The 20987-nt window shown below is 69.3% G+C and carries 20 protein-coding genes and 1 tRNA gene; 11 read left to right on the top strand and 10 right to left on the bottom strand.

What is annotated here, in order from left to right:
* Genes ON29_RS05670 through ON29_RS05660 form a run of 3 tightly spaced genes read right to left on the bottom strand, consistent with a single transcriptional unit; the run spans nt 1 to nt 2547 of the window.
* Nucleotides 1–1305 (bottom strand): sensor histidine kinase, encoded by a 1305-nt coding sequence (locus ON29_RS05670; RefSeq protein ID WP_040865083.1) that lies wholly within the window; start codon nt 1303–1305, stop codon nt 1–3.
* A 1-nt stretch (nt 1306) separates the two neighbouring features.
* A complete protein-coding gene (locus ON29_RS05665) occupies nt 1307–1984 on the bottom strand; it encodes a response regulator transcription factor (protein WP_040865082.1) in 678 nt (225 codons plus the stop codon).
* A 17-nt stretch (nt 1985–2001) separates the two neighbouring features.
* Nucleotides 2002–2547, bottom strand: coding sequence for a PH domain-containing protein (locus ON29_RS05660; protein WP_040865081.1), 546 nt, complete (start codon nt 2545–2547; stop codon nt 2002–2004).
* Between the two features lie 159 nt (nt 2548–2706).
* Here ON29_RS05660 and ON29_RS05655 point away from each other — a divergent pair, with 159 nt between their 5' ends.
* Nucleotides 2707–3660, top strand: coding sequence for an acyl-ACP desaturase (locus ON29_RS05655; RefSeq protein WP_040865128.1), 954 nt, complete (start codon nt 2707–2709; stop codon nt 3658–3660).
* 59 nt (nt 3661–3719) lie between these two features.
* On the opposite strand, the gene ON29_RS05650 is transcribed toward ON29_RS05655, so the two are convergent.
* Both ON29_RS05650 and ON29_RS05645 read right to left on the bottom strand, forming a co-directional pair.
* Nucleotides 3720–4526, bottom strand: coding sequence for a biotin--[acetyl-CoA-carboxylase] ligase (locus ON29_RS05650; RefSeq protein WP_040865080.1), 807 nt, complete (start codon nt 4524–4526; stop codon nt 3720–3722).
* A 28-nt stretch (nt 4527–4554) separates the two neighbouring features.
* Nucleotides 4555–4746, bottom strand: a complete 192-nt coding sequence (locus ON29_RS05645) for a hypothetical protein (protein ID WP_157172664.1) — start codon at nt 4744–4746, stop codon at nt 4555–4557.
* A gap of 204 nt (nt 4747–4950) precedes the next feature.
* Between ON29_RS05645 and ON29_RS05640 the strand changes: the two genes are divergently transcribed.
* From ON29_RS05640 to ON29_RS05630, 3 genes are all read left to right on the top strand, one after another.
* Nucleotides 4951–6591: an acyl-CoA carboxylase subunit beta gene (locus tag ON29_RS05640; RefSeq protein ID WP_040865078.1), complete on the top strand. Its 1641-nt coding sequence runs from the start codon at nt 4951–4953 to the stop codon at nt 6589–6591.
* 200 nt (nt 6592–6791) lie between these two features.
* Nucleotides 6792–7118 (top strand): acyl-CoA carboxylase subunit epsilon, encoded by a 327-nt coding sequence (locus ON29_RS05635; RefSeq protein WP_444543619.1) that lies wholly within the window; start codon nt 6792–6794, stop codon nt 7116–7118.
* Nucleotides 7115–7747: a nucleoside triphosphate pyrophosphatase gene (locus tag ON29_RS05630; protein WP_040865076.1), complete on the top strand. Its 633-nt coding sequence runs from the start codon at nt 7115–7117 to the stop codon at nt 7745–7747. Before ON29_RS05635 ends, ON29_RS05630 begins: the two co-directional genes overlap by 4 nt.
* Here the strand turns inward: ON29_RS05630 and ON29_RS05625 are convergent.
* Entirely contained in the window at nt 7676–8452 is a 777-nt protein-coding gene (locus ON29_RS05625; RefSeq protein WP_040865075.1) for a helix-turn-helix transcriptional regulator, read from the bottom strand. The genes ON29_RS05630 and ON29_RS05625 overlap by 72 nt on opposite strands.
* A 169-nt stretch (nt 8453–8621) precedes the next feature.
* Here ON29_RS05625 and ON29_RS05620 point away from each other — a divergent pair, with 169 nt between their 5' ends.
* The 3 genes from ON29_RS05620 to ON29_RS05610 all read left to right on the top strand — a co-directional run bounded on the left by ON29_RS05620 (nt 8622) and on the right by ON29_RS05610 (nt 12614).
* Nucleotides 8622–9539 (top strand): sulfurtransferase, encoded by a 918-nt coding sequence (locus ON29_RS05620; protein WP_040865127.1) that lies wholly within the window; start codon nt 8622–8624, stop codon nt 9537–9539.
* Between the two features lie 197 nt (nt 9540–9736).
* Nucleotides 9737–11542, top strand: a complete 1806-nt coding sequence (locus ON29_RS05615) for an acetyl/propionyl/methylcrotonyl-CoA carboxylase subunit alpha (RefSeq protein WP_040865074.1) — start codon at nt 9737–9739, stop codon at nt 11540–11542.
* 133 nt (nt 11543–11675) lie between these two features.
* Entirely contained in the window at nt 11676–12614 is a 939-nt protein-coding gene (locus ON29_RS05610) for a patatin-like phospholipase family protein (protein WP_040865073.1), read from the top strand.
* 150 nt (nt 12615–12764) lie between these two features.
* On the opposite strand, the gene ON29_RS33610 is transcribed toward ON29_RS05610, so the two are convergent.
* Nucleotides 12765–14792, bottom strand: a complete 2028-nt coding sequence (locus tag ON29_RS33610; RefSeq protein WP_051174898.1) for a serine/threonine-protein kinase — start codon at nt 14790–14792, stop codon at nt 12765–12767.
* Between the two features lie 174 nt (nt 14793–14966).
* Nucleotides 14967–16346, bottom strand: coding sequence for a serine/threonine-protein kinase (locus ON29_RS05600; RefSeq protein WP_051174897.1), 1380 nt, complete (start codon nt 16344–16346; stop codon nt 14967–14969).
* 30 nt (nt 16347–16376) lie between these two features.
* Here ON29_RS05600 and ON29_RS35625 point away from each other — a divergent pair, with 30 nt between their 5' ends.
* A complete protein-coding gene (locus ON29_RS35625) occupies nt 16377–16550 on the top strand; it encodes a hypothetical protein (RefSeq protein WP_157172663.1) in 174 nt (57 codons plus the stop codon).
* Nucleotides 16550–16894 (top strand): hypothetical protein, encoded by a 345-nt coding sequence (locus tag ON29_RS05595; protein ID WP_040865072.1) that lies wholly within the window; start codon nt 16550–16552, stop codon nt 16892–16894. The genes ON29_RS35625 and ON29_RS05595 overlap by 1 nt, the downstream gene beginning before the upstream one ends.
* A gap of 277 nt (nt 16895–17171) precedes the next feature.
* Here ON29_RS05595 and lat read toward each other — a convergent pair whose 3' ends face one another.
* A complete protein-coding gene (lat, locus tag ON29_RS05590) occupies nt 17172–18506 on the bottom strand; it encodes an L-lysine 6-transaminase (protein ID WP_051174896.1) in 1335 nt (444 codons plus the stop codon).
* Between the two features lie 64 nt (nt 18507–18570).
* On the bottom strand, nt 18571–19023 hold the full coding sequence (locus tag ON29_RS05585) for an Lrp/AsnC family transcriptional regulator (protein ID WP_039796222.1): 453 nt from the start codon (nt 19021–19023) through the stop codon (nt 18571–18573).
* 112 nt (nt 19024–19135) lie between these two features.
* Between ON29_RS05585 and amaB the strand changes: the two genes are divergently transcribed.
* Both amaB and ON29_RS05575 read left to right on the top strand, forming a co-directional pair.
* The gene (gene amaB / locus ON29_RS05580) at nt 19136–20665 is read left to right on the top strand and encodes an L-piperidine-6-carboxylate dehydrogenase (RefSeq protein WP_040865071.1); all 1530 of its coding nucleotides are present in this window, start codon (nt 19136–19138) and stop codon (nt 20663–20665) included.
* 74 nt (nt 20666–20739) lie between these two features.
* Nucleotides 20740–20813, top strand: a tRNA-Met gene (locus ON29_RS05575).
* Nucleotides 20814–20987: the final 174 nt, after the last annotated feature.

Here is a 20987-nt window from a genome sequence, read left to right as displayed (position 1 = left end):
TCAGCGCGGCTCGGCCACCACCGCGTTCGCCGGACGGGCCTTCGAGGCCCCGAGGAACACCGCGAACAGCGCGGGCCTGCGCCGTTGCAATTCCAGGCGTCCGCCGTCCGCCTCGACCAACGCCCGCGCCAGCGCGAGGCCGACTCCGGTGGAACCGCCCGCGGAGAAGCCCCGGTCGAAGATGTGCGGCGCCAGCTCGTCACGAACGCCGTGCCCCTCGTCGGCGACCTCGACGCACACCAGCGGCTCACGGCCGACCCCCGGCCGCACCGAGCGCACCGACACCGTGCAGGGCCCACCGCCGTGCATGAGGGCGTTGTCCACCAGCACCGCGACCGCCTCGCGCAGTCGCGAACCCGTGATCGGGGCGCGCAGCGACTCGTCGCCGGTGAGCGTCAGCGTCCGGCCCGCCTCGGTGAACGGGTGGGTCCATTCGGCCACCACACCGCGCAACTCGTCCATCACCGGCACCGGATCGCGATCGGCCGCGTCCTCGTCCCTGGAGGCGCGGACCAGATCGTCGATCGCATCGGTGAGGCGGTCGACCTGGGCCATCGCCTCCTCGGCCTCGTGCACCACTTCCGGATCGGGATGGGCGGACAGTTCGTCGAGGCGCAGCCGCACCGCGGTGAGCCTGCTGCGCAGCTGATGTGAGACATCCGCCACCAGGGCGTGTTCGCGCTGGAGCCGTCCGGCGATCTCCACGGTCGCCGAGTCGAGCACATCGGACACCCGATCCAGTTCCGCGATGCCGTGCCTGCGCGGATCGGGGCGGAAATCGCCCATCGCCAGCCGCGCCGCGCGCGCCGCGACGTCCCGCAGCGGATCGGCCACCCGCCGCGCGGTGACCACCGCGACCGAGACCGCCGCGCCCAGCGAGGCGAGCACCGCCAGCGCGACCACCGCGACCGCCTGGCGCTGCATGGCATGCATCGGCGCCGAGGGCACCTCCAGGCGCAGCGACGCGGACTTGCCCATGGACAGCGACTCGACCAGCGGGTCGGGCACCTGGGTCACCCCGATGTCGCGCCGCGAGGCGTTGTCCTGCTGCGACGGGTAGACGATGGTGAGCTTCCCGTTCTCCGGCACCAGCGGCGCCACCGACCGGATGTCCAGCTCGCCGGGCACCGTGCCGTCGCGCTCCTGCGCGATGATCTCCGCGGCGATCCGGTCCAGCCGGTTCTGCAGGTCGTTGCGCGTGATGTCCTCCACCCACAACCACGCCGTGTAGATCAGCGGCACGCCGAGCACCACCGTGGTGAGGGTCAGCACGGTGAGCATGGAACGCAGGATCCGGCGGCGCACGTCAGTCGGTGTTCAGCCGGAAGCCGACCCCGCGCACGGTGACGATGCGCCGTTCGGCCATGGGGCCCTCGTCGCCGATCTTGCGCCGCAACCAGGACATGTGCATGTCCAACGTCTTGGAACCGCGCAGCTCCGCGTCGCCCCACACCTCGCGCAGGATGGTCTCGCGCGCCACCACCTGACCCGCCCGGTCGATCAGCACCTTGAGCAACTCGTATTCCTTGTTGGCCAAACCGATTTCGACTCCGTTGACCAGCACGCGCCGCGCCGCGGGCTCCAGGCGGATCCCACCGACCTCGACCGTGTCGTCGCCGATTCCGCTGCGCCGCAACAACGCTCGCACCCGGGCCAGCAGCTCGGCCAGGCGGAACGGCTTGCCGACGTAGTCGTCGGCACCCGCGTCCAGCCCCACCACGAAATCCACCTCGTCGGTGCGCGCGGTGAGCATCAGCACGGCCAGATCCGCGCCGCGAGCGCGCACCTGACGGCATACCTCCAGCCCGTCCATGCCGGGCAGGCCGAGGTCGAGGATGAGCAGGTCATGGCCGCCTTCCAGGGCTCGTTGCAGCACGGCCGGGCCGAAACTCTCGACGGTCACCGAGTAGCCCTCGCGGCCGAGCGCGCGTGACAGCGGGGCCGCGATGGCGTCGTCGTCCTCGGCCAGCAGTACAGCGGTCATACGCCCAGGTTACGGGCTCACCGGTAGCTGCGACGGTCGTCGCGGCGCTCGTCGCGGCCGTCGCGACGGCGGTCGACCTCGAACACCTGGTGGTACAGCAGCGCGTGTACCTGCTGGACCGACGGGATGTCGTCGTATTCCAGCGGCTCCGAGGAGGACGACTCGATGATCAGCGTCCCGGTGCCGAGCAGCCGATCGAAGAGTCCGTGCCGGAACTGCACGCTGGAGATCCGGCTCATCGGGATGTCGATGCCGCTGTGGGTGAGCACGCCCTGCCGTACCAGTACCCGCCGGTCGGTGATGATGAAATGCGTCGACTTCCATCGGACAACCGGTGCGGCACAGCGCCATAGCAGGATGGCCAGATACACCACGAGCACGGTGACGAGCAGCGCCGAGGCGGTGGTGCCCGTGGCCTTCTGCGAGACGAGTCCCCCTGCGAAACCGGCGAGCGCGGTGGCCACGATGAGCGTCACGATCGGCCAGAAGAGCATTTTCCAATGCGGGTGGCGATGCAGCAGCAGCTGTTCCTCGGGCGCCAGCACATCCTCCGGATAACCCATGTCAGGAACACTACCGCCTGAAGATGGCGGAACGGCTGACACCGCAGCGCGTCATGCTGCACAATCGGCACCCTGCGTGTGACTATTCCGCGCAGTGGCTCTCTGTATCGCGCAACGCCCGGCTCACCATCATCGTCGATTCCGACCGTGGAGGAACGCGTGACCAAAGACCTGACCCCGCTGCAAATCCTGGCCGAACTCGAGCCCGTCGCCGAAGAGAATGTCGATCGGCACCTGTCCATGGCGAAAGACTGGAACCCGCACGACTACGTGCCGTGGAGCCAGGGCCGCAATTTCGCCGCACTGGGCGGCGTCGACTGGGAGCCGGAGCAATCGCACCTCAGTGAGGTCGCCCGGGTCGCCATGATCACCAATCTGCTCACCGAGGACAATTTGCCCTCCTATCACCGGGAGATCGCACAGAACTTCTCCGAGGACGGCCCGTGGGGCACCTGGGTCGACCGTTGGACCGCCGAGGAGAATCGCCACGGCATCGCCATGCGGGACTACTTGGTCGTCACCCGCGCCGTCGATCCGGTCGCCCTGGAAGCGGCCCGGATGATCCACATGAGCAACGGCGTCCAGTCACCGGAAGGGTGGGGCGGATTCCTGGCGAGCGTCGCGTACGTCACCTTCCAGGAGCTGGCCACCCGTGTGTCCCACCGCAATACGGGCAAGGCGTGCAACGACGCCGTCGCCGACCGCCTGCTCCAGCGCATCTCCGCCGACGAGAACCTGCACATGATCTTCTATCGCTCGATATGCGGCGCCGCGCTCGACCTGGTCCCCGACCAAGCGCTGCCCGCGATCACCAGGATCGTGCGGAATTTCCTGATGCCCGGCGCCGGGATGCCGAATTTCCGCCGCTACGGCGTGCTGATGGCCAAGCACGGCATCTACGATCTGCGCCAGCATCTGGAGGAGGTGCTCCAACCGGTGCTCAAGCAATGGAATGTCTTCGAGCGGTCCGATTACGGACCCCGCGGCGAGCAGGCGCGCGACGAACTGGGCGCGTTCCTGGAGAAGCTGGGCAAGGACGTGATCAAGTTCGAGGAGCAGCGCGATCGCGCCCTCGCCCGGGATGCCTCGCGCGGCGTCGCCCAACGCGTCTGAGGCACGCCGCCGCGCGTTGCCGGCGGCGCGGCGCCCGCCGCGCCGCCGGGCGTCGGCGCTCAGTACTGGGCGCGCAGATGCGTGACGTCGCCGGCGGATACCGCTTGCCCGCCGATGAGCAGGCGGCCGTATTCGTCGACGCCCTCGGCGACGCCGGTCAGCGTCCGGTCCCCGGGCAGCTCGGCACGGACCTCGGCGCCGATCGTGGCGCACCGCTCGCGATAGGCGGCGGCCAACTCGTCGATCGCCCAGTCCGCGTCGCGCCACGCGGTGAAGCGGTGGGCGAACTCGGTCAGCAGGGATCGCACGAGCACCGTGCGATCGGTCTGCCGCGCGCCGGCGATGGTGAGCGAGGTGGCGTGCGGCACCGGCAGTTCCTCTTCGGTCAGGCTCACGTTGAGTCCGAGCCCGATCACGACGGCGGGCGCGCCGCCCTCCGCACTCGCCGCGACCTCGGCCAGGATGCCCGCCACCTTGCGGCCCCCGATCAGCACGTCGTTGGGCCATTTGAGTTCCGCGGGCACGCCCGCCGTGGCCCGCAGCGCGTCGACCACGGCCACGCCGGTCAGCAGTGCCAGCCAGGCGAGCGAGGCCGGGCCGATCCCGGGCAACCGCACCAGCAGCGACATCGCCAGCTGCGCCCGCGGCGGGCTGACCCAGGTGCGCGCGTGCCTGCCGCGCCCCTGCACCTGGGTCTCCGCCAGCAGAACCACGCGGTCGGCGGCCGGATCGGCCGCCAGCGCGATCAGATCCGCGTTCGTGGACCCGGTCGACTCGACCACATCGATCCGCGTGAAGAACGACAGCTCGGGCGACTCGACGGCACTGCGCCGCAACTGCTCTGCATCCAACGGTGGCCTCTGCACACCGGCAGGCTACTCGTCCTACCGGGCGCTACCCGACAAGGTCATACGAGGAGACGATCGGGTCGCGCGCCGCCGCGCCCATCCCGTCGCCGTCCTCCCGCTCGCCTTCGGCCGCCTCGGCCCACACCTCGGGCTCGCCGTACTTCGGCGCCTCCTCGGTGGTCCGCGTCCACGCCGTCTCGGCCGCGTACTCCGCGCGAGCTCTACCCCATTCCCACATGACGCGCTCCTCCCCCGCTCGGAAATCCGTCGCCCTCAGGCTAGGTGGGCGGGACCGGTCGGCGATACTCATTTTCCGCCTTCCGGACTCTGCTACCGACCAGGAAGTTTGCCTGGGAAAATTGATCTAGCTGCGGTTTTCTACTCGCCGGTAGCCCGGTCTTGGTTAGAAAGTAAACGCTGGTACTGGTTACACTCCGATGCCATGACGAGTGTCCAGCAGCAGCCCGCATCAGGTCCGGCGGGCTCCCCCGATATCCACACCACCGCCGGGAAGCTGGCTGACCTGCGGAATCGGCTGGAAGAGGCCAAGCACCCGATGGGTGAGGCCGCGGTCGACAAGGTGCACGCGAAGGGCAAGATGACCGCCCGCGAGCGCATCCTCGCGCTGCTGGACGAAGGCTCTTTCGTCGAACTCGACGCCCTGGCCCGCCACCGCAGTGTGAACTTCGGCCTGGAGAACAACCGCCCGCTCGGCGACGGCGTGGTGACCGGTTACGGCACCATCGACGGCCGCGACGTCTGCATCTTCAGCCAGGACGTGACGGTGTTCGGCGGCAGCCTCGGTGAGGTCTACGGCGAGAAGATCGTCAAGGTGATGGATCTGGCGCTGAAGACCGGCCGCCCGCTGATCGGCATCAACGAGGGCGCGGGCGCCCGCATCCAGGAGGGCGTGGTCTCCCTCGGCCTCTACGGCGAGATCTTCCACCGCAACATCCAGGCCTCCGGCGTGATCCCGCAGATCTCGCTGATCATGGGCCCGGCCGCCGGTGGCCACGTGTACTCCCCGGCGCTGACCGACTTCGTCGTCATGGTCGACGGCACCAGCCAGATGTTCGTCACCGGCCCGGACGTCATCAAGACGGTCACCGGTGAGGACGTCACCATGGAGGACCTGGGCGGCGCGCACACGCACATGACCAAGTCCGGCGTCGCGCACTACGTCGCCTCCGGCGAACAGGACGCCCTGGACTACGTCAAGGACCTGCTGTCCTACCTGCCGAGCAACAACCGCGCCGAGGCGCCCCGCTTCCCGGCCACCGACCCGATCGACGGCGCGATCGAGGACTCGCTCACCGACGAGGACCTCGAGCTGGACACGATCATCCCGGACTCGCCGAACCAGCCCTACGACATGCACGAGGTGATCCGGCGTCTGCTCGACGACGACGAGTTCCTCGAGGTGCAGGCCGAGCGCGCGATGAACATCATCGTCGGCTTCGGCCGGATCGACGGCCGCAGCGTCGGCATCGTGGCCAACCAGCCCACCCAGTTCGCGGGCTGCCTGGACATCGACGCCTCGGAAAAGGCCGCGCGCTTCGTGCGTACCTGCGACGCGTTCAACATCCCGATCATCACCCTGGTCGACGTGCCCGGCTTCCTGCCCGGTACCGGACAGGAATACAACGGCATCATCCGGCGCGGCGCGAAGCTGCTCTACGCCTACGGTGAGGCCACTGTGGGCAAAATCACGATCATCACCCGCAAGGCCTACGGCGGCGCCTACGACGTCATGGGTTCCAAGCACATGGGCGCCGATGTGAACCTCGCCTGGCCGACCGCCCAGATCGCCGTCATGGGCGCTTCCGGCGCCGTCGGGTTCGTCTATCGCAAGCAGCTGCAGCAGGCCGCCAAAGAGGGCGGAGACGTCGATGCGCTGCGGCTCGAGCTCCAGAACGAGTACGAGGACACCCTCGTGAACCCGTACGTCGCCGCCGAGCGCGGATACGTGGACGCGGTGATCCCGCCGTCGCACACGCGCGGCCAGATCGTGTCCGCGCTGCGACTGCTCGAACGCAAGATGGTGACCCTTCCGCCGAAGAAACACGGCAACATCCCGCTGTGATCGAGCGATACGCTCGATAGGCCGCGCACAAAGGGTGGCATCGGCCTCGGTAACACTTACTCTGGCGGGTACCGGCTTGTTGCAGAGAAGCAATGAGTGCATCCGAGGACGAATGCTTCATCCGTAGCTAGTCGGAAAACGGGAATAGCCTGATCAGTCCGCTGATAGAGGCGAAGAGAGGACCTGGCACTGTGACGACCGTGGCAGAAGAAGATGTGTTGAGCGCCGTCGAACTGGATCTCACAGTCGACCCGATCGCAGACGAGACCGGTGCCTCCACCGGCTCCGACGCGGCAGCGCTATCCGCAGAGGCCACCGCTGAGCCGTTCTTCCGTGTCGTGAAGGGCTCGCCGAGCGACGAAGAACTCGCCGCGCTGGTGTGCGTGCTGTCCGCCGTGGCGAACAGCGCCGCGCCCACCGGCCCCGCCGGGCCGCCCGATATGTGGGGCCACCCGACGATGATGCATCGCGGCTCTTCGCCGTTCTCCCCGTACGCCTTCCCGCAGCTGTCCCACTTGCGCGGGTGACGCGGCTGATCCTGGCTTCCGCGTCCCCGGCCCGCCGGGAGGTTCTCCGCTCGGCGGGCATCGACCCGATCGTCCGGGTCTCCGCCGTGGACGAGGACGCGGTCGCCGCCGCCCTCCCCGATGACACGCCACCACGCGCGGTCGTGGTGGAACTGGCGCGCGCCAAAGCGGCCGCCGTGGCCGCGGACATTCCGGAGCTGGCCGCCGACTGCGTTGTGGTGGCCTGCGATTCGATGCTGCTCGTCGACGGCGAGTTGCAGGGCAAGCCGCACACCGCCGAGGTCGCTCGCGCGCGGTGGGGCGACATGGCCGGGCGCAGCGCGGATCTGGTCACCGGTCACTGCGTGGTGCGGATGCGGGATGGCCGGATCACCGCCGAGGCGGTCGATTGCAGCAGCACCACCGTGCACTTCGCCAAGCCGGAGCCGGACGAGCTGGACGCCTACATCGCGACCGGTGAGCCGCTCGAGGTGGCGGGCGCGTTCACCCTCGACGGGCTGGGCGGCTGGTTCGTCGATCGCATCGACGGTGACCCGTCCAGCGTCATCGGCATCGGGCTACCACTGCTGCGCCGACTGCTTGGCGATGTTGGGATCAGCGTTACGCAGCTGTGGGGCCACACGGCCTGACGGCGCGGTGAACGCCTCGGCGTCCCCGCCCGGGGACACCGGCGCCGCCTCTTGGGCCTCGGCGCGCTGTGCCGCGATGAGTTCGAGCCGGGCCACGCACAGCTCCGGTTCCACGAACGGGTGCATCCGCACGTCGATCGTCCCGTGCGCGCCGCCCCGGTCGATCACCTCTTCGAGCAGGCCGAGGTGTACGCCGCACACCACCTCGGAGTGCGTCCGCGCCAGTTCGCGCAGCGGGCACGCGGTCAGACGGATCAGCACCTTGCCCTCGGTCTCCGAGGACGGGTCGCGCTCGGGCGCGAAGCCCAGTTCCGACATCAACGTCATCGTGAGGTCCTTGGCGTCCTCCAGCGACTCCACCCGATGGTCACCCACGTCGAGTCTGCTGCCCCACGCGCGGCCCGCCGCGATCGCGGCCTCGGATCTGCGCCGCGCGTCCGGGCCGAGCTGATCGGCGAGCACCTGCGCCAGGTCCTGATAACCCACCGATCGCTGCACCGCGCTGTATCCGATACGCGGCCGCCCACGGCCGCGCGGCGGCTGCTGGAACTGCCGGACGAGGGATTCCCTGGTGAGCACATCGAGATGGAAACGAACCGTGGTGACGTGCTGTCCGGTGATTCTGGCCAGTTCCTGAGCGTCGAGAGGCTCGCTGGCGCCACGTAGGATCGCGAGCAGTCGCCGCCGCGGCCAAGAATCGGACATAGCTCACCCCTCCTCCCGGGAGACTTTATCGGATGTAGGTGCCCTTTATTCGGCCCTCATCCGATTTGTGATCTGAAACGAGAGTCACTGTCGCCTCACACCTACCATCGCTGTGAGGCCTCGAACCGCTGCCACCGCCGTCCACCCATGCGTGAAGGACCCAAACACCGTGCCCGTCGCTCCGGACCCTCATCCCTCACTCGGTTCCTACGCACACCCTCACCGACTAGTAACCACGGAGTGGCTGTCGGCAAACATAGGCGCACGGGGACTCGAGATCATCGAGGCCAACGAGGACACGCTGCTGTACGACATCGGGCACGTTCCGGGCGCCACCAAACTGGATTGGCGAAGCGATCTGAACGATCCGGTCACGCGCGACTATATCGACGGAACCCGCTTCACCGAACTGATGCGCGCCAAAGGGATAGATCGTGACGACACAGTCGTGATCTACGGGGATCGCGGAAACATCCAAGCGGCGCACACGGCGTGGGTATTCACCCTGTTCGGGCACGAGGACGTGCGCCTGCTCGACGGCGGACGCGCGGCCTGGATCTCCGAGGGGCGCGACACGACGTTCGAACCCGGCCGTCCGGTGCGCAGCGCCTACCCGGCCGTGCGCCGGGACGACAGCACCTTCCGCGCCTTCCGCGAGGACGTGCTCGCCCACCTCGGCAAACCGGTGATCGACGTACGCTCGGCCGAGGAATACTCCGGCACGCGCGCTCTCGACCCGGCCACGGCCCAGGACGCGGCGTTGCGCGCCGGCCACATTCCCAGCGCGTCGAACATCCCGTGGACCGAGGCGTTCGCCGCCGACGGGAGATTCCGCTCGCGCACCGAACTCGACGACGTCTACCGCGCGTCGGCCGACCAGGACGAGGTGATCGTCTACAGTCGAGTCGGCGCGCGATCCAGCCACAGCTGGTTCGTCCTGACCCACCTGCTCGGGCGCGACGGGGTACGCAACTACGACGGCTCCTGGACCGAGTGGGGAAACTCGGTGCGGATGCCGATCGCCAAGGGGGACGAACCGGGCGAAGTGCCGGCACGCGGCGGTTCTCGGCGCACCAGGAGCAGGTGAGCCGGGTGCGGTCCCAAACACCGGCCGCGTACGTTGTGATCCGCGACCTACTGTTGAGTAGGGCTAGCCGAGTTCGGCGTCTGTTGGCAGACTGCCTACACTCGCCCGAGACGTAAACAAGTCGATTATGGGAGCGGAGGCTGCACAGCGACCCCACCCCCGGCGAAGCGACCAGAAGAATGCACACAGGAGGCTCAGTGCCCAGCCATGCCAGCGCGCGGATCACAAAGGTACTCGTAGCTAACCGAGGCGAGATCGCCGTGCGCGTGATCCGGGCGGCCAAGGACGCCGGCATCGGCAGCGTCGCGGTGTACGCAGAGCCGGACGCGGATGCCCCGTTCGTCAAGCTCGCCGACGAGGCCTTCGCCCTGGGTGGGCAGACCTCGGCCGAGTCGTACCTCGTGTTCGACAAGATCCTCGACGCCGCCGCCAAGTCCGGCGCCGACGCCATCCACCCCGGTTACGGCTTCCTCTCCGAGAACGCCGACTTCGCCCAGGCCGTCATCGACGCCGGGCTGATCTGGATCGGGCCGTCCCCGCAGTCCATTCGGGACCTGGGCGACAAGGTCACCGCGCGGCACATCGCCGAGCGCGCGAAGGCGCCGATGGCCGCGGGCACCAAGGACCCGGTCAAGGACGCGACCGAGGTCGTCGAGTTCGCCGAGAAGTACGGTGTGCCGGTCGCGATCAAGGCGGCCTTCGGTGGTGGCGGGCGCGGTATGAAGGTCGCGCACTCCATCGAGGAGATCCCGGAGCTGTACGACTCGGCCGTGCGTGAGGCCACCGCCGCCTTCGGCCGTGGTGAGTGCTTCGTCGAGCAGTACCTGGACAAGGCCCGCCACGTCGAGGCGCAGGTCATCGCCGACAAGCATGGCAACGTCATCGTCGCGGGCACCCGTGACTGCTCGTTGCAGCGGCGCTTCCAGAAGCTCGTCGAGGAGGCCCCCGCGCCGTTCCTGTCCGACGAGGTGCGCGCGAAGATCCACGCCTCCGCCAAGGCCATCTGCAAGGAAGCCGGCTACTACGGCGCGGGCACCGTCGAGTACCTGGTGCAGGGCGAGACCGTCTCCTTCCTCGAGGTGAACACCCGGCTGCAGGTCGAGCACCCGGTCACCGAGGAGACCGCGGGCATCGACCTGGTGCGCCAGCAGTTCCGCATCGCCAACGGCGAGAAGCTGGAGATCACCGAGGACCCGACGCCGCGCGGCCACGCCTTCGAGTTCCGCATCAACGGCGAGGACGCGGGCCGCGGCTTCCTGCCCGCTCCCGGCCCGGTGACCGTGTACAAGGAGCCGTCCGGCCCCGGTGTGCGCGTGGACTCCGGCGTGGTGGAGGGCAGCGTGATCGGCGGGCAGTTCGACTCGATGCTGGCCAAGCTGATCGTCACCGGCGAGAACCGCACGCAGGCACTGGAGCGCGCGCGGCGCGCGCTGGCCGAGTTCGAGGTCGACGGCCTGGCCACGGTCATCCCGTTCCACCGGGCGATCGTGGAGGACCCGGCGTTCATCGGTGATGGCGAGAAGTTCGACGTCTACACCAAGTGGATCGAAAACGAGTGGGTCAACACCGTCGAGCCGTTCACCGGTGCGGGTACCCCGGCCGACGAGGATGAGGACCAGCCGCGTCAGAAGGTCGTCGTCGAGGTCGGCGGCCGCCGGGTCGAGGTGTCGCTGCCGGGCAACTTCACCGTCGGCGCCGGTGCGGCCGGTGCGGCGGGCAACGGCGCCGGTGTGATCCGCAAGAAGCCCAAGCCGCGCAAGCGTGGCGGCGCGGGCGGCGGCGCGGCCTCCGGTGACGCGGTCACCGCTCCGATGCAGGGCACCGTCGTCAAGGTCGCGGTCGAAGAGGGCCAGTCGGTCGAGGCGGGCGATCTGATCGTGGTGCTCGAGGCCATGAAGATGGAGAACCCGGTCAACGCCCACAAGGCGGGTGTGGTCACCGGTCTGTCCGTCGAGACGGGCGCGGCGATCACGCAGGGCACGGTTCTCGCAGAGATCAAGTAGCAACATCACGGAGCGGGCGGGGGACCACGAGGTTCCGCGCCCGCTTCGCTGTTCACGCGGCGGTCCCTCCGCCCTCACGCGAGCTGCCTCCGCTGGACCCGAAACGCACACCGAGGTGTCGTATCGTGTTGCGGTGACCAGCTCGACAAGCCTCTCCCCCGTCGCGGAGGTGATCCGCGTGCGGCGCGCCACGGCCGGCCGCGCCGACGGTCACCGCTTGGTGCTGGTGGTAGAGGGCGGCGGCAGCCGGGGCGTGTACTCCAGCGGCATGGTGTCGGCGCTCGAGGAACTCGGGCTCGCCGGAGTATTCGACGCCGTGTACGGCACGTCGGCGGGCGCGATCAACGGTGCCTGGCTGCTGTGCGGGCGCGCGATTCCCGGCATGCGCTCCTGGACCGATCCGGAGATCATGCGCCGCGCCGTCGATCCGGCCCGGCTCCTGCGCGGACGTCCGGCGTTCGATCTGCGGTATCTCGTGCACCAGGTGTATGACGGCGTCGAACCGATGGATTTCGACGCGATCCTGGCCAACTCCACGACCTTCCATCCGATCGCCACCGATATCCGGACCGGGCAGGCGGTCGATCTGCATCCGCACATCACCGACAAGCGGACGCTCATGCGTGCGCTGCGCGCGTCGGCGGGCCTGCCCATTCTGGCCGGGCCCCCGGTTGCCCTGGGCAGTTCGGCCTACTTCGACGGCGGCCTCTCCGAGACCGTTCCGATCCGCACGGCGGTCCGCGCGGGCGCCACCCATGCCTTGGTCCTGCGCACCCGGAGGGTGGACGAACGGCGCCCGCCCGCCTCGCGCCTGCACCAGATCATCGGTGGCGGCTATCTGCGCGCCGTGGCCCCCGGCGCGTACCGGGCCTGGCTCGAACGCCCCCGGCAACAGGACCTCGAGGACCGCGCCCTCGCCGAACTCGGCGACTCCGTGCTCCAGATCCACCCGCCCCTCGGCTCTCCGGACGTGGACAGCGCCGCCCGCGACACCACACTGCTCGCCAGGGCCTTGCAAATCGGCCGCGCAGCCGTGCTCGGCGCGCTCTCCGCCGTCATCCCAGCCGCCTGACCGACTTCGCCCGCTTCCGCTCCGGCGGGCGCTCGGTGACCGTCCGGGATCGGTGATTCAACGCGGATCAGCTCAACGGCGCGGCGCGGTGGAGACGCGCTGAGGCCGGGCGGGTCGTCGATGTTTCTCGACGCCGCTGCGCGGAGGCGTTCAGGCGATGTGGACTCGCGCGCCGCCGGAGAGGACGAAGTCGTGCAACTCCAAGTGGTCGGGGCTCGCCGTCCGGGGCAGGTCGAATACGAGCTGGGTGGTGGCGGACTGCCCTGGGCGCAGCTCGAAGGAGTAGCCGAGGCGCTGCTGGGTGTTCTGCCAGATGGTGGCGGTGGCGTTGTGGTCGAAGGGCGTGTTCTGCGCGTCCAGGAGGCGTTGGCCCATCGGCAGGAACCACTTCGTCTCGTCGGAGATATTCCGGACGGCCAGCGTGACGATCAGGAACGAGCCCGTGGCCCGCTGCAATCCGACTCGTGCCACACCCGTGTCGACGTTCGTCACGACGAACTCGAATTTGCCGTCGCGCACGGGACTGCCCGCCGGTGCCACGGCGGCCGGATCGGACCCGCCGTCGTCCCCGGGTGGCCCGGGGTTCTCCACCGCCACCGCCGAGGGCGGCAAGGTGGGCGAGGGCGCGCCGGAATCACCGGCCCTGGTTCCCGCGGCGATCAACGCGACGCAGCCCGCCGCGAACGCGAACGGCGCGAGGAATATCACGATCAGCGCGCCGATCATCTTCGATAGAAGACTCCCGCGACGTCGCGGCCGACGACGCGGGACCGGGACGCCCGGGCGGCGCTGCGCGACCGGCGGGGCCGGACGCTGCACCGCTGGGAAGACCTTTCGCGCAGGCGCACGATACGGCGATGCGACCGGGCCGGGCTTCGGGGGCAGCACGCGAGCGAGCAACCGTTCCTGCCAACCGGGCTGTGCGCCCCGGGCAGGTCCAGCGGGATACGATCCGCGTCCGGGAGCTGGATACGGCTGTCCTGCAACGAGATAACCGGCGGACGCGGGCGGACGCTGCGCCCCTGCGTATCCGCGCAGTGACGAGCCCGGACTCGGAACATGCTGAGCCGGTCCAGGATCGGGCGTGACTGTCGACCAGTCGAGCTTGGTGGCCACAAGGGTCGGTGCAGGGCCCGGGTTCGGCAGGACTTCGGTCGGGTCAGGCGTTCGCCGGGGCCGCTCGGGATCCACGGATTCCGATGCGGCTGCGGCGGCTTTCGAGTCCGTTCGCGGCGAAAGCGCAGCTGGACCAGCGACTCCGGAGCGGTGTGAAGATCCCGAGGCCGGCACGGAATCCCTACGGGTCAGCGGCTTCGTCGCCGGGCGATCCGATGCGGACGGTGGCACGGCTACCGGCTCCGGAGCGGACGCGCCGATCGCGGCGCGCGCGGCGGCGGCGAATTCTCCTGCGGTCGGGAATCTTTCGCTCGGCTCCTTGGCCAGACCGCGAGCGATGACGGCGTCCAGCGCGGCGGGAACGGCGGCGCACACCGAACCGGCGCGTGGGGGCGGCGCCATCAGGTGGGCATGCATCTGCTGCGCGGGATCGGTATCGCCGTAGAGCCGCGCACCGGTGAGGCATTCGTAGAGCACGCAGGCCAGCGAGTAGACGTCGGCGCGTCCGTCCGCCTTTCCGCTGAACCGTTCCGGGGCCATGTACGCGAGGGTGCCGATCGCCATGCCGGTCGTGGTCACGGCCGTCTGTCCGAGCCCGTGCGCGATGCCGAAGTCGATCAGATAGGTGAAGCCACTGGAATGCACCACGATGTTCGACGGTTTGACGTCGCGGTGCACCAGCCCGGCCCGGTGCGCCACATCGAGCGCGGCGGCGACGTGGCCGATGACGCCGATCGCGACGGCCGGTGGCATCGCGCCCTCGGCCACCAGCTTGCCCGCCAGGTCGGCGCCCTCGACGAATTGCATGTCGATGTAGAGGCGGCCGTCGATCTCGCCGAATCGGTGGATCCGCGGCACGTGCGGGTCGCGCAACTGCGCCACGGCTTCGGCTTCCCGCTCGAACCGCTTGCGGTATCCGGGCGCGGCCGCGAGGTCGGCGGGCAGGAGTTTCAACGCCACCCGCCGCGCCGCCACCATGTCGTACGCCAGCCAGACCTGACCCATACCGCCCTTGCCGAGCGGTCGCTCCAGCCGGTAACCCCCGAATCGCACCTCCCCCATCGCGAACCTCCAGTCACCGTTGACAGCTGGTCGACCCGGCCTCCACCTGCGGCGCGCACAACGGAAATCACCAGCTCACCGCGCCGATACCGAAGAAGTGGCCTCTCTCGGAGCGTAACCGCACCCCGCGTCACGCACCACTGTGTGCTCGACGACAGTCCGGCAACGACCCGCCTACTTACCCGGCTTGGCCTTGGGCTTGCCGTTGCCGTGGCCCGGATTCGCGTGATCGGGCTTGCCCCGGCCGGGCTTGTCGTCCGAGGCGGGCTGTCCGGACTGGTTCGAGTCGCCGACGTTCTCCGCGGCGACACCACCCGCGGCCGGCGCCGCCGGAAGCCAGCTCGACCGGCCCCCCGTCAATGGAGTGCAGGTCAGCACGAGGCCGTCCACGGTGACGCTGTGCACGTCCACCACCGCGTCGCATGGCTGACCCGCGCCGGGCAGGACCACGATGGGCGCCGAAATGGGCACCGGCGCCCGCGTGGCCGGTACATGTGACGGCGGCGCGGACGGTTCCTGCTTCGGAGACGGAGCGGGAGCGGAGGCCGGTCCCGCGTCGGTCGCGTCCGGGCGCCCGAGCCACAGCGACCCGGCGACCAGCGCGACGAGCGCCGCGAAAGCCACCAGAGCCAGACGCGATCCGGAAGACGTTCGCGCTCCGGGCGCGGCGCCGGTCCGGACATGCTGCGGCGGGAACACGAAGGTCGGGACCGACGACGCGAGTTCGACCGTGGTGGCGTCCTGGCCCGTCAGGGCCGCGTACCCGGCCGAGGCCAGTTCCCCCGCGCTGGACCAGCGCAGGGCGGGGTCTTTCGCCATGCCGCGTGCGATCACCGCGTCCAGTGCGGGCGGCAAGGCCGGATTCAGCGTGGAGGCGAGCGGAGGGGTTTGCATCAAGTGGGCGCGCAACATGCGCGGCGGGTCGCCGTCGTCGAACGGCCTTCGGCCGGTGAGGCACTCGTACAGCACGCAGGCCAGCGAATACTGATCGGACTGGGGTACCGCCGACCCGTCGAACCGCTCCGGCGCCATGTAGGCCAGCGTGCCCACCACATTGCCGGTGGCGGTGATCGCGGGCTGGTCGCTGCGCTGCGCGGTGCCGAAGTCGATCAGGTAGGCGGTGCCGTCGGGCGTCACCATGATGTTGGACGGCTTCACGTCGCGGTGCACCAGGCCCGCACGATGGGCGATGTCGAGCGCGCGGGCCGTCTGCACGACGATCTCGATCGCGCGCTCGGGTTCCAGCCGCCCTGCCCGCCGCAGCAGCGCGGCCACGTCGGAGCCTTCGATGAACTCCATATCGATGTACAGGCGGCCGTCGAGTTCGCCGAACGAATGGATCGGCACCAGGTGCGGCCCGCGCACCTGGGCGGCGAGCCGAGCCTCCCTGGTGAATCGCTGCCGGAATTTGGGGTCCGCCGCGTACGCGGCGGTCAGTACCTTCAACGCGACGGCACGGTCGGCGGTGGTGTCGTGCGCGAGCCAGACCTCGCCCATGCCGCCGCTGCCTAGCAGCCGATCGAGGCGGTAGTGGCCGAACCACAGCTCGCCCATGTCGTTGCACCTCCCGCTAGCCTCTTCCTCATGACCGAGCTACCCGAAATCCGCCTGGATACCGCGAAACGCGCAAAAACGGCGGCGCGGTCATCCGATCATGTCGCAGCGAGGCGGGTCGGTGTCGCGGAATTCGGCGGAGTGGTGACGGACGCGCTGGTCGCCGCGGCGGGCTACGGGCGCGGCGCGAGGGGCGAACGCTGATGGAGCCGATCGAGATCAACGCGGGCGCCTGGTATCTGCGCGCTTTGCGCGCCGACGACCGCATCGATGACCGCCCCGCCCTGGCCGAGGGCGGCATCACCGAACCGGACTACGTGGCCCGGCGCAGTGCGGGCTGGGCGGAAGAGACGCATTTCTCCTGGGCGGTTTGCGAACCGACCACGGCCGAGCTGGTGGCCGAGATCGGCGCGACGCCGACGGGTGACGGCACCGCGGCGGTGACGGGGTGGGCACGCCCTGGCTACGAAGCGGCCCTGGATGCCGGGCTGACGTCCGTCCGCCGTTTCGTCGAGGGGGGTTTGGGCCTGCGTCCGGTCACCCCCTGACCACACGACGACCGGCGTGCTCGGGCCGGATCAGCGCATCGCGCCGGTGCGCCCGTCGGGTAACAGCCGGATGGTGAGCTCGTGCGGACCTTACGCGCCAGAGGATTCCGGGTGAGCCGACAGCACCGGACGGAGACGACACCACCGGTACTCCGCTGCCGGTTCGAGTGCCGCACCTTCTCGGAGAGTGGTGACGACATGGATGCCGAGCCCGAGAGGTGGATCCGGGATTCCGGCGCGCCCTGCACCGGAATACCCGGAGCCTCCCGTTCGCGGGCTATTCCAGACCGGCCAGGACCCGGTCCAGGGCGTCGACGGCCTCGTCCAACTCGGCGCCGGTGACCGTCAGCGGAGGACGGAACCGGATGCCCCGCTCGCCGGTGCCGAGGATCAGCACCCGCTCCCGCTCGCGCAGCGCGGTGAGCACCTCGTCGCGCAGCCGGGACGACGAGAGCGTGATCGCGCACATCAGGCCGCGCCCGCGCGGCTCGCTGACATCGGCGTGCCGGGCGGCGAGCGCGCCCAGCCGTTCGAGCAGGTGCGCCCCCAGCGGCCGGGACCGTTCGATCAGTTCGTCCCGCTCGAGCACCTCCAGGACGCGCCTGCTGCGCACCATGTCGGCGAGGTTGCCGCCCCAGGTCGAGTTGAGCCGGGAGCTGACCGCGAACACGTTGTCGGGCACCTCGTCCACGCGGCCACCCGCCATGACGCCGCACACCTGGGTCCGCTTGCCGAAAGCGACCACGTCCGGCGCCAGGCCGAGTTGCTGGTAGGCCCACGCTGTTCCGGTCATGCCGACGCCGGTCTGCACCTCGTCCAGCACGAACAGCGCGTCGTGCTCGTGACACAGCTGCTGCGCGGCTTGCAGGAACTGCGGGCGCAGATGCCGGTCGCCGCCCTCGCCCTGGATCGGCTCGGCGATGAAACACGCTATGTCGTGCGGATTTTCCTCGAATGCCCGCCGCGCCTGCGCGAGCGCGCACGCCTCGGCCTCCTCGATGTCGAAGGCGTCGGTGACGTAGGGGGACTTGATGCGCGGCCAGTCGAACTTCGGAAAGCGCGCGGTCTTCACCGGATCGGTGTTGGTGAGCGACATGGTGTACCCGCTGCGGCCGTGGAACGCGCCGGTCAGGTGCAGCACCTTGGTGCCGAGTTCCGCTGCGCGGCCATGGGATTCGTTGTGCCTGCTCTTCCAGTCGAACGCGATCTTGAGGGCGTTCTCCACCGCGAGGGCGCCGCCGTCGATGAAGAACAGGTGCGGTAGCCGCGGATCGCCGAGCACCCGCACGAACGTCTCGACGAAGCGGGCCATCTCGACGGTGTAGATGTCGGAGTTGCTCGGCTTGTTCACCGCCGCGGCGGTGAGTTCGGCCAGGAAACGCGGGTCCTCGGCGAGGGCGGGGTGGTTCATGCCCAGCGCGTTGGAGGCGAAGAAACCGAACATGTCGAGGTAGGGGCTGCCGTCGCGTTCGTCGACGAGGCGGCAGCCACGGGAACGGTTGAGGTCGAGCACCAGGTCGAAGCCGTCGGCCAGGATGCTCGCCGACAAGATCTCATGGACCCGGGCGGCGGGGGTGACCGCCGGGCGGGTGCGTTCCAGTTCGATGGTCACGCCCTGAGGGTACGTAAAAATTTACGGAACCTCTATGACTATCCGTATTAATTACACAGAATCGCTACCTGTCATAGAATGTCTGCAAGATGATGGTGCTCCGGGTGCGCACGTTGGCGGTGGCTCTGATCTCTTGGAGCAATTGCTCGAGGTGCCGCGGAGACGCCACACGCACCAGCAGGATGTAGCTTTCCTCCCCGGCCACCGAGTGGCACGCCTCGATGCCGGGGATGTGCTGCAACACCGCGGGCGCGTCATCGGGTTGCGACGGGTCGAGAGGAGTGATCGCGACGAATGCCGACAGCAGTTGACCGAGCGCCTCGGGATCGACGTGTGCGGTATACCCGCGGATCACACCGCGCGCCTCTAATCGGCGGACCCGGGACTGCACCGCGGACACCGACAGACTCGCCTTCTCGGCCAGGTTCGACAGAGTGGCCCGTCCATCGGCCATCAGTTCACGAATCAGCAGGCGATCGATGTCATCGAGTACGGGTCTTGCCGGTGTATCCGCCATCAGCGAAGGCTAACTCAGGCGGCCCGCCTCGTGTCCGAAACCTGACCTCCATCCTCCCACTCCATGGGACGAACACGCCGCGACGCGGCCGAAAGGTACGGCGGTACAACAGATGACCGAGGTACTCGACGCTCAGACCACCCGGCAACTCACCGTCCGCGCGGAGGCGGTGCTGCGCCGATTCGGTGCGCTGCCAGCGGAACCCGGCGATCTCCCCGCGCGCACTCCGATCACCGGAGGACAGCTGACCACCCTGCGGTCCAGTTCGCCGGACGAGGTCGATGCCGCCATCGGCCGGGCCGCTACCGCCTTCCGGGGCTGGCGCGGCGTTCCCGCTCCCGTCCGGGCCGGCGTCGTGCGCAGGCTGGGGCAGCTGCTCACCACGCACAAGAGCGACCTGGCCGAGCTGGTGACGCTGGAGGCGGGCAAGATCCCCGCCGAGGCCGCGGGCGAAGTGCAGGAGATGATCGACATCTGCGAATTCGCCGTCGGCCTGTCCCGGCAGCTGTACGGCCACACCATGCCCTCGGAACGTCCCGGCCACCGGTTGATGGAGACCTGGCATCCGCTCGGCGTGGTCGGGGTGATCTCGGCGTTCAACTTCCCGGTCGCGGTCTGGGCGTGGAATACGGCGATCGCGCTGGTCTGCGGCGATACCGTGGTCTGGAAACCGTCGGAGACGACGCCGCTGACGGCGCTGGCCTGCCACGCCCTGCTCCGGCGCGCGACCGGCGAGGTCGGCGCGGATCCCGAGATCCATCAACTGATCCAGGGCGGGAGCGAGGCGGGCTCCCGGCTCGTCGACGACAGCCGGGTCGCGCTGGTGAGCGCCACCGGGTCGGTACGGATGGGCCGTTTGGTGGCCCCGCGGGTGGCCGAGCGGCTCGGGCGCTGCCTGCTGGAGCTGGGCGGCAACAACGGCGCGATCGTCACCGCGTCCGCCGATCTCGACCTCGCGGCGCGGGCCATCGTGTTCGCGGCGGCGGGCACGGCCGGGCAGCGGTGCACCACGCTGCGGCGGCTGATCGTGCACCGGGACGTGGCGGGTCCGCTGCTGGACCGGCTGGAGCGGGCCTACCGGCAACTGCCCGTCGGCAACCCCTTCGACGACGGGGTGCTGGTCGGGCCGCTGATCGACGGCAAGGCCCACACCGGAATGCGCGCGGCGCTGGACAAGGCGGTGACCGACGGCGGCGAGCTGGTGTGCGGCGGCGAACGCGTCGATGGATTCGGCGAGGACGCCTACTACGTGCGGCCCGCCATCGTGCGCATGCCCGCCCAGACCGCGGTGGTGCGGGAGGAGACCTTCGCACCGATCCTCTACGTGCTCACCTACGACGACTTCGATCGCGCGATCGCCCTGCACAACGAAGTGCCGCAGGGTCTTTCGTCCGCGATCTTCACCACCGACCAGCGCGAGGCCGAACGTTTCCTCGCCGCCGACGGATCCGATTGCGGCATCGCGAATGTCAACATCGGCACCTCCGGCGCAGAGATCGGCGGCGCCTTCGGCGGTGAGAAGCAGACCGGCGGCGGACGCGAATCCGGTTCGGACTCCTGGAAGGCCTACATGCGCCGCGCCACCAACACCGTCAACTACTCCACCGAACTGCCCCTCGCACAGGGCATCGAGTTCGGCTGAACCGCTCGCCGCACCCGCTCCCACCAGGCGATTGGGTTGTTCGCACCACCCTGTGTAGTGTTGTCCTTACCCGACGCGGGGTGGAGCAGCTCGGTAGCTCGCTGGGCTCATAACCCAGAGGTCGCAGGTTCAAATCCTGTCCCCGCTACTACAGGCCCGGTTCGGACGGTCACACCGTCTGAGCCGGGTTTTTCTTGTGGTAGCTGCTCGATGGCGAAAACTGTTCCCAGCGCTGTGCGCAGCGGCATGTGGCGACGACGTGGACTCCGCGATGTACTGGGACGCGGGGCACGGCAGCAACGAAGACGCCGCGGAGTTCATC

The sequence above is a fragment of the Nocardia exalbida NBRC 100660 genome, from assembly GCF_000308575.1.
Taxonomy (GTDB): Bacteria; Actinomycetota; Actinomycetes; order Mycobacteriales; family Mycobacteriaceae; genus Nocardia; species Nocardia exalbida.
This window is presented reverse-complemented; position numbering and strand designations above follow the sequence as displayed.